The 16277-nt window shown below is 63.0% G+C and carries 16 protein-coding genes and 1 pseudogene; 15 read left to right on the forward strand and 2 right to left on the reverse strand.

Features of this window, described 5'->3' with window-relative positions:
• Positions 1-153: 153 nt before the first annotated feature.
• The 11 genes and pseudogenes from ccoN to ttcA all read left to right on the forward strand — a co-directional run bounded on the left by ccoN (position 154) and on the right by ttcA (position 10305).
• The gene (gene ccoN, locus ACLHZ1_RS08660; protein WP_427261746.1) at positions 154-1578 is read left to right on the forward strand and encodes a cytochrome-c oxidase, cbb3-type subunit I; all 1425 of its coding nucleotides are present in this window, start codon (positions 154-156) and stop codon (positions 1576-1578) included.
• Between the two features lie 17 nt (positions 1579-1595).
• A complete protein-coding gene (ccoO, locus tag ACLHZ1_RS08665; RefSeq protein WP_408793354.1) occupies positions 1596-2210 on the forward strand; it encodes a cytochrome-c oxidase, cbb3-type subunit II in 615 nt (204 codons plus the stop codon).
• Between the two features lie 11 nt (positions 2211-2221).
• Positions 2222-2401, forward strand: coding sequence for a cbb3-type cytochrome oxidase subunit 3 (locus ACLHZ1_RS08670; protein ID WP_408793356.1), 180 nt, complete (start codon positions 2222-2224; stop codon positions 2399-2401).
• On the forward strand, positions 2401-3387 hold the full coding sequence (gene ccoP, locus ACLHZ1_RS08675) for a cytochrome-c oxidase, cbb3-type subunit III (RefSeq protein WP_427261747.1): 987 nt from the start codon (positions 2401-2403) through the stop codon (positions 3385-3387). Before ACLHZ1_RS08670 ends, ccoP begins: the two co-directional genes overlap by 1 nt.
• A 126-nt stretch (positions 3388-3513) precedes the next feature.
• Positions 3514-4002, forward strand: coding sequence for a FixH family protein (locus ACLHZ1_RS08680; protein WP_408793360.1), 489 nt, complete (start codon positions 3514-3516; stop codon positions 4000-4002).
• An 86-nt stretch (positions 4003-4088) separates the two neighbouring features.
• A pseudogene (locus tag ACLHZ1_RS08685) lies at positions 4089-6458 on the forward strand (heavy metal translocating P-type ATPase); the annotation flags it as partial.
• A 115-nt stretch (positions 6459-6573) separates the two neighbouring features.
• Positions 6574-6762: a cbb3-type cytochrome oxidase assembly protein CcoS gene (ccoS, locus tag ACLHZ1_RS08690; RefSeq protein ID WP_041992418.1), complete on the forward strand. Its 189-nt coding sequence runs from the start codon at positions 6574-6576 to the stop codon at positions 6760-6762.
• Positions 6746-7432 carry a sulfite exporter TauE/SafE family protein gene (locus tag ACLHZ1_RS08695; RefSeq protein WP_427261748.1) on the forward strand — a complete coding sequence of 229 codons (687 nt, stop codon included), beginning with the start codon at positions 6746-6748 and terminating at the stop codon, positions 7430-7432. Before ccoS ends, ACLHZ1_RS08695 begins: the two co-directional genes overlap by 17 nt.
• 69 nt (positions 7433-7501) lie before the next feature.
• Positions 7502-8254: an FNR family transcription factor gene (locus ACLHZ1_RS08700; protein ID WP_427261749.1), complete on the forward strand. Its 753-nt coding sequence runs from the start codon at positions 7502-7504 to the stop codon at positions 8252-8254.
• 127 nt (positions 8255-8381) lie between these two features.
• Positions 8382-9329 (forward strand): universal stress protein UspE, encoded by a 948-nt coding sequence (gene uspE, locus ACLHZ1_RS08705; protein ID WP_427261750.1) that lies wholly within the window; start codon positions 8382-8384, stop codon positions 9327-9329.
• A 67-nt stretch (positions 9330-9396) separates the two neighbouring features.
• Complete coding sequence (gene ttcA / locus ACLHZ1_RS08710) at positions 9397-10305, forward strand: tRNA 2-thiocytidine(32) synthetase TtcA (RefSeq protein WP_427261751.1); 909 nt, start codon at positions 9397-9399, stop codon at positions 10303-10305.
• A 76-nt stretch (positions 10306-10381) separates the two neighbouring features.
• Here ttcA and ACLHZ1_RS08715 read toward each other — a convergent pair whose 3' ends face one another.
• Entirely contained in the window at positions 10382-11053 is a 672-nt protein-coding gene (locus tag ACLHZ1_RS08715) for a DUF2987 domain-containing protein (protein WP_427261752.1), read from the reverse strand.
• Between the two features lie 9 nt (positions 11054-11062).
• Positions 11063-11800, reverse strand: coding sequence for a hypothetical protein (locus ACLHZ1_RS08720; RefSeq protein ID WP_427261753.1), 738 nt, complete (start codon positions 11798-11800; stop codon positions 11063-11065).
• 580 nt (positions 11801-12380) lie between these two features.
• Here ACLHZ1_RS08720 and rbsD point away from each other — a divergent pair.
• From rbsD to rbsB, 4 genes are read left to right on the forward strand one after another with little or no spacing between them, the layout of a single operon-like run.
• The gene (rbsD, locus tag ACLHZ1_RS08725; protein ID WP_427261754.1) at positions 12381-12800 is read left to right on the forward strand and encodes a D-ribose pyranase; all 420 of its coding nucleotides are present in this window, start codon (positions 12381-12383) and stop codon (positions 12798-12800) included.
• Between the two features lie 21 nt (positions 12801-12821).
• On the forward strand, positions 12822-14351 hold the full coding sequence (rbsA, locus tag ACLHZ1_RS08730) for a ribose ABC transporter ATP-binding protein RbsA (protein ID WP_427261755.1): 1530 nt from the start codon (positions 12822-12824) through the stop codon (positions 14349-14351).
• Complete coding sequence (gene rbsC, locus ACLHZ1_RS08735; protein ID WP_408793372.1) at positions 14348-15313, forward strand: ribose ABC transporter permease; 966 nt, start codon at positions 14348-14350, stop codon at positions 15311-15313. The genes rbsA and rbsC overlap by 4 nt, the downstream gene beginning before the upstream one ends.
• A gap of 43 nt (positions 15314-15356) precedes the next feature.
• A complete protein-coding gene (gene rbsB / locus ACLHZ1_RS08740; protein ID WP_427261756.1) occupies positions 15357-16232 on the forward strand; it encodes a ribose ABC transporter substrate-binding protein RbsB in 876 nt (291 codons plus the stop codon).
• Positions 16233-16277 lie beyond the last annotated feature (45 nt).

Here is a 16277-nt window from a genome sequence, read left to right on the forward strand (position 1 = left end):
CATTCCCATCGAATTTTCATTTAGCTACTTTTTGCTTTTCCTTTCGTTAACAGTCGTTAACAACTGAAAAGGCAGTCGCTGATGAATTGAGTTGCCAGTCCCGGCCACCGGGCAAAAATCAAACAACAGCAGCATCGGAAGCGGAATACAACGATGAGCCATACAACAAACCACCCTGAGTACAACTACACGGTTGTCCGTCAGTTCACCATCATGACTATCGTCTGGGGAATTGTCGGCATGTCGGTAGGCGTACTGATTGCAGCCCAGTTGATCTGGCCTGCCCTCAACTTCGATACCCCCTGGCTGACCTACAGCCGTCTTCGCCCCCTGCACACCAACGCGGTGATCTTCGCCTTCGGTTGCTGCGCCCTGATGGCGACCTCCTTATACGTGGCACAGCGCACCTGCCAGACCCGTCTGTTCGGCGGTCCCCTGGCGGGCTTCGTGTTCTGGGGCTGGCAGGCCATCATCGTCGCCGCCGCCATCTCCCTGCCCATGGGGTATACCAGCTCCAAGGAGTATGCCGAGCTGGAGTGGCCCATCGACATCGCCATCGCCGTGGTCTGGGTCTCTTACGCCATCGTCTTCTTCGGTACCCTGATGAAGCGCACCACCTCCCACATCTATGTGGCGAACTGGTTCTTCGGCGCCTTCATCATCACGGTGGCCGTGTTGCATATCGTCAACAACCTGGAGATCCCGGTCAGCGGCATGAAGTCCTACTCCGTGTACTCGGGTGCCACCGATGCCATGGTGCAGTGGTGGTATGGCCACAACGCGGTCGGCTTCCTGCTCACCGCCGGCTTCCTGGGGATGATGTACTACTTCGTGCCCAAGCAGGCAGGCCGTCCGGTCTACTCCTACCGCCTCTCCATCGTGCACTTCTGGGCACTGATCTCCCTCTATATCTGGGCCGGCCCGCACCATCTGCACTATACGGCGCTGCCCGACTGGGCTCAGTCCCTGGGGATGGTGATGTCCCTCATCCTGTTCGTCCCCTCCTGGGGCGGCATGATCAACGGCATCATGACCCTGTCCGGCGCCTGGCACAAACTGCGGTACGATCCGGTGCTGCGCTTCCTGATCGTCTCCCTGTCGTTCTACGGCATGTCCACCTTCGAAGGCCCCATGATGGCCATCAAGACGGTCAACGCCCTCTCCCACTACACCGACTGGACCATAGGTCACGTCCACTCCGGTGCCCTGGGCTGGGTTGCCATGGTCTCCATCGGCGCCGTCTACCACCTGATCCCGAACCTGTTCAATCAGGGCCGGATGTACAGCGTGCGTCTCATCAACATCCACTTCTGGCTGGCGACCGTGGGCACAGTGCTCTACATCGTCGCCATGTGGATTTCCGGTGTGATGCAGGGTCTGATGTGGCGCGCGGTCAACGACGACGGCACATTGACCTACAGCTTCGTGGAAGCCTTGCAGGCCTCCTATCCCTTCTATTTCGTGCGCTTCCTGGGTGGCTGCTTCTTCGTCACCGGCATGTTGCTGATGGCCTACAACAGCTATCGCACCATCACTGCGCCCAAGGGTTCCCTCGAACCCGTCGCACAGCCAGCCTGATCTGAAGGGGTTAAAGCATGAGCAACAATAATCGTCACGAAATCTTTGAAAAAAGCGTCCCCATGCTGGTGATTGGCATCATCTTCGCCATCAGCCTGGGGGGCCTGGTGGAGATCACGCCGCTGTTCTTCCAGAAGCAGACCAATGAGCCGGTGGAGGGCCTCAAGGCCTACACCGCCCTGCAGATGGAAGGGCGTGACATCTATATCCGCGAGGGCTGCACCGTCTGTCATAGCCAGATGATCCGCCCGTTCCGCGCCGAGACCGAGCGTTATGGTCACTACTCGGTCGCCGGTGAGAGCGTGTGGGAACACCCCTTCCTGTGGGGCTCCAAGCGCACCGGTCCGGATCTGGCCCGGGTCGGCGGACGCTATTCCGACGACTGGCACCGCGCTCACCTGATCAACCCGCGCGACGTGGTGCCCGAGTCCAACATGCCCAGCTTCCCCTGGCTCGAGACCAATGTCCTGACCGGCGAGCTGACCGGCAAGAAGCTGGCGCTGTTCCGGGATCACTTCGGCGTACCCTACACCGATGAAGACATCCAGGGTGCCGAGGCGGCGGTGAAAGGCAAGAGCGAGCTCGATGCCCTGGTCGCCTATCTGCAATCACTGGGTCATGCCCTGAAATAAGGAGTCGGGAGATGGATTACGGCACCTTTCGCGGACTCTATACCCTGCTGCTGATGCTGATCATGTTCGGCATCATCGCCTGGGCCTATAGCAAGCGCCGCAAGGCCTCCTTTGACGAGGCCGCCAACCTGGTTTTTGCCGATGACGAGCAACCCAGTGCTGATAACAAGAACGCAGGAGCGAAGCAATAATGAGCACTCTGTTAAGCATTTTTGTGACCTTGGTGTCACTGGGTACCATAGTGGGCTGCTTCCTGCTGCTCATGTGGTGCCGCAATGACAAGATGGGGGTCGAAGAGGGCCAGTCCATGGGCCACTCCTTCGACGGCATCGAGGAGATCAACAACCCGCTGCCCAAGTGGTGGAGCTACATGTTCCTCTTCATGATAGTGATTGGTCTGCTCTACCTGCTCGCCTTCCCGGGTCTTGGCAACTTCAAGGGTCTGCTGGGCTGGCAGAGCTCCCACCAGGACATCCGCTCCCTGGCGGAGGGCAAGGCAGCCATCGAGGCCGCCAGGCAAGAGGGCAGCGCCCCCGAGTATGACCGCGAGCTGGCCAAGGCCGACCAGGTCTATGGTGCCAAGTTCAAGGAGCTCACCTATCAGGCCGATGGCAAGCATTACAAGGCCATCGAGGAGATTGCCGCCGACAGCGAGGCGCGCAAGGTGGGTCAGCGTCTGTTCCTGCAAAACTGTGCCCAGTGCCATGGTTCGGATGCCCGCGGTGGACGCGGCTTCCCGAACCTGACCGATGCCGAATGGCAATGGGGCGGTCAACCGGATCAGATCAAGACCACCATCATGAACGGTCGTCAGGGGGTGATGGCCGCCTGGGGCGAGGTGCTGGGCAAGGATGGGGTCAAGGAAGTGGCGGCCCATGTGCTGAGCCTGTCCGGTCGCAAGGTCGACATGGTGGAGGCGAAGAAAGGGGAAGCACGCTTCGCGGTGTGCGCCGCCTGTCACGGCCCGAATGCCAAGGGCGGCATCGCCGTCGGTGCGCCGGATCTGACCAACACCACCTGGTTGTACGGTGGCTCCCGTCAGGTGGTCGAGGAGACCATCACCCACGGTCGTCACGGCGTGATGCCCGCCTGGAAAGACATTCTGGGGGAAGACAAGGTGCACCTGCTCGCCGCCTATGTGTACAGCCTCTCCCATGGCGCAGAAGCGGCACAATAACAGCAGTAACATGTGATAAACACGTGATTACTCAGCAAAAAGCCTCGACTCTTCGAGGCTTTTTGTTATCTTGTGTCGCGCTGATTTCTCATTTTCGTTAATCATAGGTTTCACGGTAGTAGCACCATGACTCAACCCTGGTATCGCCAATTCTGGCCCTGGTTTCTCATCGCCCTCCCCGCCACCGTCGTCGTCGCCGCCATCGCCACCGCCATCATTGCCAGCAAGGATGGGGTCAATCTGGTGGCGGAGGACTATTACAAGCAGGGCAAGGAGATCAATCAGGATCTCAGCAAGTTTGACCGGGCCGAGGCGCTCCATATCCGCATCGCCCTCCAGCAACAGGATCAGGTGCTGACCCTCAAGCCGGTGAGCGGAGACATGGTGCCCAACCAGGCGCTGCGTCTGTCCCTGTTCCACCCCACGCTGGCCGGCCATGACAGCGAGCATCTGCTGACCAGCGATGCCAGCGGCACCTACCGCCTCCATCTGGCGCAGCCCCTCGGCGGCAAGTGGCACATTCGGGTCGATGCGTTTGACCACGAATGGCGCCTGCAAGAGACGGTGCAGTTCCCCCTGGCCGAGCCGGTGGAGCTCGATCCCAAGGGGCGTTGATCCCAGAACGAACGGCGGGCTGCTTGCGGTCGGCCGGTTTACCATCATGCCCCGTTCACGGGTTCACCCCCAAGGAGGGACACGCCATGTCCGGCTGTTTTCACTGTGGCGAGCCGGTGCCGGCTAACAGCCAGTACGCCTTTGAGATCAAAGGAATACTCAGGCCAATGTGCTGCCCTGGCTGCCAGGCGGTCGCCCAGACCATCATGGAGTGCGGCCTCTCCAGTTACTACGAACACCGCACCGCCCCGGGCGCCAAGGGGGAGATGATCCCCGCCGAGCTGGCCGCCCTCTCCCACTATGATCTGACCGATGTGCAGCAGGAGTTCGTCACCGACAGCGGCGCCTTGCGGGAGATCCAGCTCAGCGTGGAGGGGCTCACCTGCGCCGCCTGCGCCTGGCTCATCGAGCGCCACCTCACCACCCTGCCCGGCCTGCGCTACATAGTGGTCAACACCACCACCCACAGGGCCCGCATCAAGTGGGATCCGGCCCTGCTCTCCTTGAGCGACATCCTCAAGGGCTTCGCCCGCATCGGCTACCGGGCCTACCCCTTCCAGACCCATCAGCAGGAGGCGCTCTACGCCCGCGAGGTGCGCCGCTACATGTTCCGCCTCGCCCTGGCGGGACTGGGCTCCATGCAGGTGATGATGTGCGCCGTGGCGCTCTACATGGATCTCTTCATCAGCGTCGAGGAGGAGTTCATGATCTACTTCAAGTGGATAAGCCTGCTGCTCTCCACCCCCATCATGATCTACTCGGCCCAGCCATTTTACGCGGGGGCCTGGCGCAGCCTGCGCCAGGGTCAGCTGTCGATGGATGTCTCGGTATCCCTGGCGCTGATCGGCGCCTTCGCCGCCTCCATCTGGGCCACCGTCTTCAACACGGGGGAGGTCTATTACGACTCCATCACCATGTTTGTCTTCTTCCTGCTGCTGGGGCGTTTTCTGGAGTTGCGCGCCCGGCGCAAGGCGTCGGAGTCCAGCTCCAACCTGGCGCGGCTGGTGCCCATCATGGCGACCCGGGTCGATGAGCAAGGGGAGCATGAGGTGGCCGCCAAGACCCTCAAGGTGGGGGACAAGGTCCGGGTACTGGCAGGCGCCACCCTGCCCGCGGACGGCATCATCCTTCAGGGGCGAGCCAGCCTCAACGAGGCCATGCTGACCGGGGAGCAGCTGCCGCTGACCAAGGGAGAAGGCGACGCCGTCTACGCCGGTACCATCAATACCGATGCCCCGCTGCTGGTGCGGGTCAATCAACCCGTCGCCCACTCGCGCATCGCCCAGATCATGCGCATGCAGGATGAGGCCCTCGCCGACAAGCCCGCCATCGCCGAGCTGGCCGATACCCTGTCGCGCCACTTCATCCTGGTGCTGCTCATCATCGCCGCCGCGGTCTGGACCTTCTGGCACTTCCATCAGCCGGAGCAGGCCTTCTGGGTCACCCTGGCGGTGCTGGTCGCCACCTGTCCCTGCGCCTTGTCCCTCGCCACCCCCACCGCCCTCACCTCGGCCACCGCCCACCTCACCCGCAGCGGCATACTGCTGCGCCGGGGCCATGTGCTCGACATCCTGACCCGGGCCAACCGGGTGGTGATGGACAAGACCGGCACCCTCACCACGGGGGAGATCCAGCTCGCCGCCATCCAGCTGCTGGGGGACATGGATGAGGCCCAGTGCCTCGCCATCGCCCGGGCGCTGGAGTCCCAGTCCGAACACCCCATCGCCCGCGCCTTTCGTGCCCCCGGCGAGGTGGGTCTGGCGGTGCGTGACATCCAGCCGGTCGTCGGCCATGGCATCCGGGGCACGGTCGCAGGCCACCCCTATCGCCTCGGCAGCGCCGCCTGGCTCGGCATCCCCCCCGATGCCACCGTGCCCGGCCTGACCGTCTATCTCGCAGGGGATCAGGGCCCCCTCGCCCGCTTCCAGCTGGCAGACAGCCTGCGCCCCGACGCCCATGCCCTGATCGACGCCTTCAAGGCCGCCGGTCTCAAGACCACCATACTGACCGGGGATGGCTCGGCCCAGGCCGACGACATTGCCCGGGCCCTCGGGGTGGACGAGCTGGTAAAAGGTGCCACCCCGGATGGCAAGCTGGCCTACCTCAAGGCCCGGGAAGCGGCGGGTGAAATCAGCATCATGGTGGGGGATGGCATCAATGACGCCCCCGTGCTGGCGGGGGCCCACGCCTCCTTTGCCATGGCCGGGGGCACGGATCTGGCCAAGAACAGCGCCGACGCCATCCTGCTTGGCGACAACCTCGCCCGCCTGCTGGAGGCGCGCACCCTGGCCCTGCGCACCCGCAAGATCATCAAGGAGAACTTCGCCTGGTCCATCGGCTACAACCTGCTGGTGCTGCCGCTGGCGGCCAGCGGCTGGCTGCCCCCCTACCTGGCGGCGGCCGGCATGTCCCTGAGCTCCCTCATCGTCGTCACCAACTCCATGCGCTTGAACCGTGGCACCATGACGCGACCATCGGAGGCTCCCCCGGTTGGCGAGCCCCCGGCCACAGGAAACGGGCATCCGCCGCTCGCCGGGTTATCATGACCCTCTTCACCACAAGGCCAGTGCCATGAACATCATCTTCGTCCTGATCCCCATCGCCATCCTGTTTGTGATCATCGCCGCCGTCGTCTTCTTCTGGGCCATACGCTCGGAGCAGTTCGAGGATCTCGACAGGCAGGGCTCCAACATACTGTTCGATGAAGATGACGCCCCAAGGCAAGGAGACAAGGACAGCAAAGATGATCGGCAGCCTTGATCTGGTAGGCGCCCTGCTGGTGGGGTTGGCCGGGGCCGGGCACTGTATCGGCATGTGCGGCGGCGTCTCTGCCGCCCTCTCCATGGCCATTCCGCCCGCCAGGCAACACTTCTGGGGACGTCTTGGCTACCTCCTGTACTACAACCTGGGGCGGATCTTGAGCTATGTGCTGGCCGGCGCCCTGGTGGGTGGCCTGCTGGCCACCACGGGAGAGCTGGGGGCGGGCAAGCACGCCATCGCCGGCCTTCGCCTCGTCGCGGCCCTGCTGATGATAGCCCTGGGCCTCTATCTGGCGGGCTGGTGGCAGGGGATACTGCTGCTGGAGCGGCTGGGGGCCAAGCTCTGGCCCCATATCCAGCCCCTGGCAGGCAAGTGCCTGCCCCTCACCGCCCCCTGGCAGGCCCTCCCCTTTGGCATGGTGTGGGGCTGGCTCCCCTGCGGCCTGGTCTACTCCATGCTGACCTGGAGCGCGGCGGCGGGCTCGGCCAGCCAGGGGGCCCTCATCATGCTGTGCTTTGGCCTCGGCACCCTGCCGACCCTGTTTGCCCTCGGCGGCCTGGCCGACCGGCTGCGTTACTGGCTTACCCTGCGCAGCCTGCGTCTCGCGGGGGCTCTGCTGCTGATGGTTTACGGTCTCCATACCCTGGTGGTGGGGGTAGCATCCCTTTGAAACCCTATCCAAAACGGATGGGTTGATGGTAGACTTGTTTGATATAAATCAATTATTCCAAATGAGCCTATGATCCCGGACAAGAAACCTGGCAGACGTATTCAGAGCGGTGGCTGTGCAATTCATTGCCAGGATTGCAGCATCAGCCAGCTCTGCATCCCCTTCAGCCTCAATGACAGCGAGCTGGATCAGCTCGACAGCATCATAGAGCGCAAGAAGCCGATCCAGAAAGGCGAAGAGCTGTTCAAGGCTGGGGATGAGTTGAAGTCCCTCTATGCCATCCGTTCCGGAACCATCAAGTCTTATACCATCACGGAGCAGGGTGACGAGCAGATCACCGCCTTCCACCTGGCCGGGGATCTGGTCGGCTTCGATGCCATTCACAAGCACAGCCACCCCTCCTTCGCCCAGGCGCTGGAGACCGCCATGGTGTGCGAGATCCCGTTCGATGTGCTCGACGAGCTCTCCGGCAAGATGCCCAAGCTGCGTCAGCAGATCATGCGACTGATGAGCAACGAGATCATGGGCGATCAGGAGATGATCCTGCTGCTCTCCAAGAAGAATGCCGAGGAACGTCTGGCGGCCTTTCTCAGTAACCTCTCCCAGCGGTTCAGCGATCGCGGCTTCTCCGCCAAGGAGTTCCGTCTCTCCATGACCCGGGGCGACATCGGCAACTATCTGGGGCTCACCGTCGAGACCATCAGCCGTCTGCTGGGGCGCTTCCAGAAATCGGGCCTCATCGGGGTCAAGGGTAAATACATTACCGTGCTCGATCAGGCGGCCCTCGCCGCCATGGCCGGCATCACCCGTCCCTGCGCCTGACCCCTTCCCCCAGGCCGGATCCCTTGCCCAATAATTTGATCCGGCCCACGTCATTCCCTCTGCTCCTGCGCTAAGCTGTAAAGGCTAAAGGCCTGTCATCATTGGTCTTTTGTCCAAGGAGGAGCACATGGTCAACTACCGAAAAATCCTGGTGGTCATTAACCCGGAGCAAGAGCGCCAAATCGCCCTCGAGCGTGCAGTCAAGGTGGCCGAGCTGGAAACAGACGCTGTGCTTACCCTGCTGCTCACCATCTACGACTTCTCGTACGAGATGACCGCCATGCTCTCGAGCGAGGAGCGGGACGAGATGCGCACCGGCGTCATCAGTCAGCGCCGGGAGTGGCTGGACGAGATCCTCACCCCCTATCGCGCCAGAGGCATGCAGTGCGAGGTCAAGGTCGTCTGGCACAGTCGCCCCTTCGAATCCGTCATTCAGGAGGTGATCAACGGCAAGCATGATCTGGTGGTCAAGGCGACCCATCATCACAACTTCCTGCAGACCTTCATCTTCACCCCCACGGATTGGCACCTGCTGCGAAAATGCCCCTGTCCCGTCTTGCTGGTCAAGGAGGGGCACTGGCAGCGTGGCGGCAACATCATCGCCGCCATCAACTGCTCGAGCGACGACAAGGAGCAGCAAGGGCTCAACGATCGCATCACGGAAGAGGGTATGGGGGTCGCCGATCTGCTCGGCGCCAGTCTCTATCTGGTCAATACCTTCCCGGGCACGCCGGTCAACGTGGCCATCGAGCTGCCCGAGTTCGATCCCCACGCCTACAACGAGGCGATCCGCAAGCACCATGAATCCCTGCTGCTCAGCCATGCCGAGCGCTACCAGATCAATCCGCTCTGGACCCGGGTTGCCGAAGGCCTGCCGGAGGAGGTGTTGCCGGATCTGGCCGACGAGCTCAAGGCGAGCCTGATGATCATGGGCAGCGTCGGCCGCACCGGGCTCTCCGCCGCCCTGCTCGGCAACACGGCCGAACAGGTGATGGACCGCCTGCCCTGCGACATCCTGATCCTCAAGCCGGCCGACTATCAGTGCCCTGTCGAGGCCAAGTCGACGGAACCGTAACGGCGCCTTGCCCTCCCCCGGGACATGGCTATAATAAGCCGCTTATTTTTGTCCCGGGTTTGAGGTCATGGTGCAAGAGCTGAACGCCAAAGAAAAATACAGTTTCAACAAGCTGCAAAAGCGCCTGCGGCGCAACGTAGGTCAGGCCATCGCCGACTTCAACATGATTGAAGAGGGTGACAAGGTGATGGTCTGCCTCTCCGGTGGCAAGGACAGCTACGGTATGCTCGACATACTGCTGAGCCTGCAGGCCAGTGCCCCCATCCACTTCGATCTCATCGCCGTCAACCTGGATCAGAAGCAGCCGGGCTTCCCCGAGCACGTCTTGCCCGCCTACCTGAGCGAGCTGGGGGTTCCCTTCGAGGTCGTCGAGGAGGATACCTATGCCATCGTCAAGGAGAAGGTGCCCGAAGGCAAGACCACCTGCGCCCTCTGTTCCCGCCTGCGTCGCGGCATCCTCTACCGCCGTGCCCAGGAGCTGGGCTGCACCAAGATAGCCCTCGGCCACCACAGGGACGACATCCTCGAGACCCTGTTCCTCAACATGTTCTATGGCGGCAAGCTCAAATCCATGCCTCCCAAGCTGGTGAGCGACGATGGCAAGAACGTGGTGATCCGCCCGCTGGCCTACTGCAAGGAGAAGGATCTGGCGCGCTACGCCGAGGTCAAGGCCTTCCCCATCATCCCCTGCAACCTGTGCGGCTCCCAGGAGAACCTGCAACGCAAGGCCATCAAGCAGATGATGCAAGACTGGGACCGTCGCTTCCCGGGCCGTATCGAAACCATGTTCACCGCCATTCAGGATGTGGTGCCGAGCCACCTGCTCGATCACAAGCTGTTCGACTTCAAGAGCATCAACCGGGATTCCGGCATCATCGACGGTGGCGACAAGGCGTTCGATCCCCCCGAGCTGCCAAAAGCCCCCCTGCTCGACATCGACGAGATGGACATGCTGGACGTGATCGAAGTGCGCTGATGAGGCCTTCGACATGAAAAAGGAGCGCGCTGCGCTCCTTTTTTGATCTGGCACCCGCCGGGCTGGCGAGCAGGCGTCACCCCTTGTACAGCCAGGGCGTCAGGCGCACCAGTCGCCCCGCCGCCACCAGGGTCCCCCCCTCGAAGTCGGCCAGCTGCTGATTGTCGATGGTCAGGCTGCCCCCTTGCCAGGGCAGCGCCAACTGCTGCGCCCCCTTGCGCAGGTAGGCCTGGCCGGACGCTGGGGTGAGGGAGAGCCGCACGCCGGCCTGGCCCGGGAGAAAATGCTTGCCTATCATGCCCGCCATCTTGTCCAGCAGGGCCTGCATCTCCCCCTGGGCTCCCAGCAGATCCGCCACCGTCACCACGCCACCGTCAGCCTGCGCCAGCTCGGCCATCACCTGCACCGAGAGATCACAGCGGCCATGGTGGTCCGCCATCTCCAGCAGCACCTTGCCCTTGTCCAGATAGACCTGCTCGTCAAAGGGCAGGATCAGCTCCCCGTCCTCGGCCACGACGGCTGCTCTGTCCCGGTTGTCGCTGTGAATGCGCACCGACTGGGCCAGACACGGCTCCCCCTTCTCGGGATCCATCAGATAGAAGCCGAGTCGGGCCCGGCCGAAGTCGCCTTTCGCCTGGGTTTTCATGTGCCCGTAGAAGGTGCCGTAATCCAGGGCCAGGGGCTGCGCCATCAGGGCGCCCGGCAGCAGGGCCCCGGCCAGGATCAGGGGTTTGTACCAGAGCGTCATGTCACATCCTTATGCATTGAAATGATCCGGCGTCGCCGCCCCTTCGCTGACCTCCACCGCGATGCCGCACAGGTCCCGATAGAGGATCCCCTTGCAGTTGAAGTAGAGGGGGGCGACCCAGAGCAGCCCCAATCCCATGGGGATCATGGCCAGCAGGCAGAGCCCCAGCAGTATGCCGTGCAGCAGCACCAGGGAGGGCCAGCCCCGGGCAAAGACCCGCAGCGAGACCAGGATGGCCTGGGCCGGGCTCAGGCCCCGCTCCAGCACCAGGGGCACGGTAAAGAGCAGCCCCATGCCCACCAGGGCGGAGGGGATGAAGGCGAGCACCACGGGCAGGCCCAACAGGGCGAACAGGGGGCCAAACAGGCTGGTCAACAGGCTGCCGAGCAGGCTCAGGGTCCCCAGGCGCAGAAAGTGGCGGAAGAAGTCAAAGACCTGGCTGGCCCGGGCTCGCAATCCGATGGCCTGGGCCAGCCCCAGCATGTCCAGGGCCGAGCTCATGGGGGCCATGACCACCGTCAGCAGCAGGCTGATGAACATGGCGCTGTCTACCCCCTCCTCGCTGCTGAGCAAGGGGGCGAGCAACACATTGCTGAGCAGGATCCAGATTGCCATGACCCCCATGATGGCAAACAGCAGGCCAAAGCCGTTGCTGCGCGTCTGCTGCCAGCTCTCCTGCAAGATGGCCCGCACATCGAGCCGATCCCCCTTGTTCAGGGACTCCTCGAGGGAGCCTCCGATCCGCATTCTGTTGCTCACTAAATTGCCCACGCCCAGGTTAAAGAGAAGTAATAAGGGGCGCATTATAGCGGTTCGAGGGGGGAAACCCAGTCTTTTTGCCTGCCTCCAGCAGGGTAAAAAGTCTTTAAATTCATGGCATGGCGGCCAGGATAATCCCGGGATCTGCGCCTTGGTGCCGGACCTCGGCCCAAGGTACGGAGGGCCGCCCGCTCGCCCCGCCGGCGCGAGTAGTCATGGTGAGAGCCCTGTTCTCTGCTCGTAGTACGGCCATGCTTTTTATGATCCATCTGCAACGCCATCTGTGATGACCATTGGCGCAGTGCCCCTGCCCGGCCAGTGCGCCGAACATAGGGTCTGATTGACACCGCCTCTTGCCCCGAGCGCACCAATTTGGGGCTCAAGCTGAGATCGTTTTCACACTTTCGTTACCTGAGCGTGGATCTTGGGAGCCCTTGCGCCTATGGTTCACGGCATACGCAACCGGTTGCGTAACCGGTTGCTCATTGTGTCATCGGCCAGGGTGAAGTGGTTGCCTCCCCCGTCAGCGGGGCTCGGCCCCTTCGCCGTCACGCCAGGAGAGAGAAGTATGAAACGAGGCAAGCTGCTCAACGCCCCCCTGAGTGCCCTGGTGGCACGGATGGGCCACACCGACGAGATCACCGTCTGCGATGCGGGTCTGCCCATCCCGACGGGGCCGGAGCGCATCGATCTCGCCCTGATGGCGGGGACGCCGAGCCTTGCCACCGTGCTGGACGCCCTGCTCAGCGATCTGGTGGTGGAGAAGGTGATCATGGCAAGCGAAATCAAATTGATCAGCCCCGATGCCCATCAGGCACTGGTCGATCAGCTTGAGGCCCACGCCCTGGCCCAGGGCAAGCCCATCGCCATCGAATACTGCCTGCACGAGGCGTTCAAGACCCGCTCCCGCCAGAGCAAGGCTGTGGTACGCAGCGGCGAGGTGACCCCCTACGCCAACCTCATTCTCTGCGCCGGTGTGGCGTTTTAAGCCTCTTCAAGGAAGCTGCCAATGAGCACAACCTCCCCCCTCTCACCCATTCTGGAGCTGATCGGGATCGTCAAGACCTTCCCCGGTGTGCGCGCCCTCGACGAGGCGGGCCTCAAGGTCTATCCGGGCCAGGTGATGGCCCTGCTCGGTGAAAATGGCGCCGGCAAATCCACCCTGATGAAGGTGCTGACCGGCATCTATCAGGCCGACAGCGGCACCATCAGCTATCGCGGCCAGCCGGTGCACTTCAAGGGGCCGCGCGACTCCCAGGATCAGGGGATCAGCATCATCCATCAGGAGCTGAACCTGCTGCCGGAATTGTCGATTGCCGCCAACATCTTCCTCGGCCGCGAGCCCCGTACCCGCTTTGGCGCCATCGATCACAAGCAGTTGCGCGAGCGGGCCAGCACATTGCTGGCCCGCCTCGGCGTCAAGCACGGCCCGGACACCCGGCTCGGGGATCTGTCGATTGGCGAGCAGCAGATGGTGGAGATCGCCAAGGCGCTGTCGTTCGATGCCAGCGTCATCATCATGGACGAGCCCACCGATGCCCTGACCGACACCGAGACCGAGCAGCTGTTTGCGGTCATTCGCGAGCTGCGCGAGCAGGGCTGCGGCATCGTCTACATCTCCCATCGCCTCAAGGAGATCTTCCAGATCTGCGACAGGGTCACCGTGCTGCGGGACGGCAAGTGGATTGGCGAACAGGCGGTGAGGGATCTGGACGAAGACAGGATCATCGAGATGATGGTGGGCCGCCGGCTGGAGGAGCAGTACCCGCGCCTTTCCCGCGAGCTCGGCCCGGTCAGTCTGCAGGTGAAAGACTTGGCCGGCCCAGGCGTGCGCGGGGTGAGCTTCTCCCTGCGTCAGGGGGAGATCCTGGGCTTCAGCGGCCTGATGGGCTCGGGGCGCACCGAGCTGATGAAACTCATCTACGGCGCCAGCCCCATCAGCCGCGGTGCAGTCGAGGTCGATGGCAAGGTGCTGGTGCCGAGGAGCCCGGCCGATGGCCTGGCCGCCGGCATCGCCTACATCTCCGAGGATCGCAAGGGGGACGGCCTGGTGCTGGAGCTGTCGGTGCGCGAAAACATGAGCCTGTGCGCCCTCGGCGAGTTCATCCGTGGCGGCAAGATTGACGGCCAGGCCGAGCGCCAGGCGGTGGGGGACTATGTGCGCCTGTTCAACATCAAGACCCCGAGTCAGGATCAGCTGATAAAACTGCTCTCCGGCGGCAACCAGCAGAAGGTGGCCATCGCCAAGGGGCTGCTGACAAGGCCCAAGGTGCTGATCCTGGACGAGCCGACCCGGGGCGTCGATGTGGGGGCCAAGAAGGAGATCTACCAGCTCATCAACCAGTTCAAGCAGGAGGGGATGAGCATCATCCTGGTCTCCTCCGAGATGCCGGAAGTGCTCGGCATGAGTGATCGCATCCTGGTGATGCACGAAGGGCGCATCAGCGCAGAGTTCAACACCGAGGGCGCCAATCAGGAGAAACTGATGGCGGCCGCCGTCGGCAAACAGTGGCAAGCAGAGCAAGAGGCAGCACAATGACAACCCAAACCCTTCCCCGCCGCGGCGTCATGAGCAAGGCCTGGTGGATAGAGAACAAATCCCTGGTGGCCCTGTTGGTGCTGATCGGCGTGGTCTCCTTCTTGAGCCCGAATTTCTTCACCGCCGACAACCTGCTCAACATACTACGCCAGACCTCGGTCAACGCCATCATGGCGGTGGGCATGACGCTGGTCATTCTGACGGCCGGCATCGACTTGTCGGTCGGCTCTGTGCTGGCCCTGTGCGGCGCCCTGGCCGCCACCATGGTCGCCATGGAGCTGCCCATCGCCCTGGTCATTCCCCTCACCCTGGGGGCCGGCGCCCTGCTCGGCGGCGTCAGTGGCCTCATCATCGCCAAGGGCAAGGTGCAGGCGTTTATCGCCACCCTGGTCACCATGACCGCCCTGCGCGGCGTCACCATGGTCTATACCGAGGGGCGCCCCATCTCCACCGGTTTCAGCGAGGGATCCGATCACTTCGCCTGGCTGGGGACCGGTTACCTGCTCGGCCTGCCGGTGCCCATCTGGCTGATGGCCATCGTCTTCCTGCTGGCCTGGTACCTGCTCAACCACACCCGTCTGGGTCGCTACATCTATGCTCTGGGGGGCAACGAGTCCGCCACCCGCCTCTCCGGCATCAATGTCGCCAGGGTCAAGCTCGCGGTCTACGGCCTGTGCGGCATGCTGTCGGCCCTGGCGGGACTCATCGTCACCTCCCGCCTCTCCTCCGCCCAGCCCACCGCCGGCATGGGCTACGAGCTGGATGCCATCGCCGCCGTGGTGCTGGGGGGCACCAGCCTGATGGGGGGCAAGGGCCGCATCATGGGGACCCTGATCGGTGCCCTCATCATCGGCTTCCTCAACAACGCTCTCAACCTGCTCGACGTCAGCTCCTATTACCAGATGATCGCCAAGGCCAGCGTGATCCTGCTCGCCGTGATGATCGACAACAAAAGCAAATAACGACAACCACACACACCCATAACAAAGCACAAGGAATGAAACGATGAAAAAGCTCAATACCCTGCTCGCCGCCGCCATCATGTCCGTGCTGGGCACCGCCCAGGCGGCCGATCACTCCCTGGCCATGGTGGTCTCCACCCTCAACAACCCCTTCTTCGTCACCATGAAGGAGGGAGCCGAAGCCAAGGCCAAGGAGCTGGGCTATGAGCTGGTGGTGCTCGACTCCCAGAATGACCCGGCCAAGGAGCTCGCCAATGTGGAAGATCTCACCGTGCGCAAGGTAAGCGCCATCCTGATCAACCCCACCGATTCGGACGCCGTGGGCAACGCCATCCGCCTGGCCAACCGGGCCGCCATCCCTGTGCTGACCCTGGACCGCGGCGCGGCCCAGGGCGAGGTCAAGGCCCACATCGCCTCCGACAACGTGGCCGGCGGCAAGCTGGCGGGGGACTTCATCGCCGAGAAGCTGGGCAGCGGCGCCAAGGTGATCCAGTTGGAAGGGATCGCCGGCACCTCCGCGGCCCGGGATCGCGGCGAAGGCTTCGCCATGGCGGTGAAGGCGCACCAGTTCGAGGTGCTGGCTTCCCAGCCCGCCGACTTTGACCGCACCAAGGGGCTGAACGTCATGGAAAACCTGCTGGCCGCCCACGGCGGGGTCCAGGCGGTGTTCGCCCAGAACGACGAGATGGCCCTGGGTGCCATTCGCGCCGTGCAGGCGGCCGGCAAAGAGGTGATGATCGTGGGCTTTGACGGCACCGACGATGGCAAGGCCGCCGTGGTCCGTGGCAAACTGGCCGCCACCATCGCCCAGCAGCCGGCGCTGATCGGTGCCATCGGCATCGAGACCGCCGACAAGGTGCTCAAGGGCCAGCCGGTGGAGCAGTCCATCCCGGTGCCGCTGCAAGTGGTCAGCCAGTAAATGACAGGGGGGAGGCTCGCCTCCCCTTCTCTCGACGCCTCGCGT

Source organism: Aeromonas sobria (genome assembly GCF_050266975.1).
Lineage (GTDB): Bacteria > Pseudomonadota > Gammaproteobacteria > Enterobacterales > Aeromonadaceae > Aeromonas > Aeromonas sobria_B.

Excerpts from the sequence above, each read along its gene's own strand:
- rbsD (WP_427261754.1), top strand. The coding sequence starts at position 12,381 with ATGAAACGAGGCAAGCTGCTCAACGCCCCCCTGAGTGCCCTGGTGGCA.
- ACLHZ1_RS08715 (WP_427261752.1), bottom strand. The coding sequence starts at position 11,053 with ATGACGCTCTGGTACAAACCCCTGATCCTGGCCGGGGCCCTGCTGCCG.
- ACLHZ1_RS08680 (WP_408793360.1), top strand. The coding sequence starts at position 3,514 with ATGACTCAACCCTGGTATCGCCAATTCTGGCCCTGGTTTCTCATCGCC.
- ACLHZ1_RS08670 (WP_408793356.1), top strand. The coding sequence starts at position 2,222 with ATGGATTACGGCACCTTTCGCGGACTCTATACCCTGCTGCTGATGCTG.
- ccoS (WP_041992418.1), top strand. The coding sequence starts at position 6,574 with ATGAACATCATCTTCGTCCTGATCCCCATCGCCATCCTGTTTGTGATC.
- uspE (WP_427261750.1), top strand. The coding sequence starts at position 8,382 with ATGGTCAACTACCGAAAAATCCTGGTGGTCATTAACCCGGAGCAAGAG.
- rbsB (WP_427261756.1), top strand. The coding sequence starts at position 15,357 with ATGAAAAAGCTCAATACCCTGCTCGCCGCCGCCATCATGTCCGTGCTG.
- rbsC (WP_408793372.1), top strand. The coding sequence starts at position 14,348 with ATGACAACCCAAACCCTTCCCCGCCGCGGCGTCATGAGCAAGGCCTGG.
- ACLHZ1_RS08720 (WP_427261753.1), bottom strand. The coding sequence starts at position 11,800 with ATGCGGATCGGAGGCTCCCTCGAGGAGTCCCTGAACAAGGGGGATCGG.
- ttcA (WP_427261751.1), top strand. The coding sequence starts at position 9,397 with ATGGTGCAAGAGCTGAACGCCAAAGAAAAATACAGTTTCAACAAGCTG.
- ccoN (WP_427261746.1), top strand. The coding sequence starts at position 154 with ATGAGCCATACAACAAACCACCCTGAGTACAACTACACGGTTGTCCGT.
- rbsA (WP_427261755.1), top strand. The coding sequence starts at position 12,822 with ATGAGCACAACCTCCCCCCTCTCACCCATTCTGGAGCTGATCGGGATC.
- ccoP (WP_427261747.1), top strand. The coding sequence starts at position 2,401 with ATGAGCACTCTGTTAAGCATTTTTGTGACCTTGGTGTCACTGGGTACC.
- ACLHZ1_RS08700 (WP_427261749.1), top strand. The coding sequence starts at position 7,502 with ATGATCCCGGACAAGAAACCTGGCAGACGTATTCAGAGCGGTGGCTGT.
- ACLHZ1_RS08695 (WP_427261748.1), top strand. The coding sequence starts at position 6,746 with ATGATCGGCAGCCTTGATCTGGTAGGCGCCCTGCTGGTGGGGTTGGCC.
- ccoO (WP_408793354.1), top strand. The coding sequence starts at position 1,596 with ATGAGCAACAATAATCGTCACGAAATCTTTGAAAAAAGCGTCCCCATG.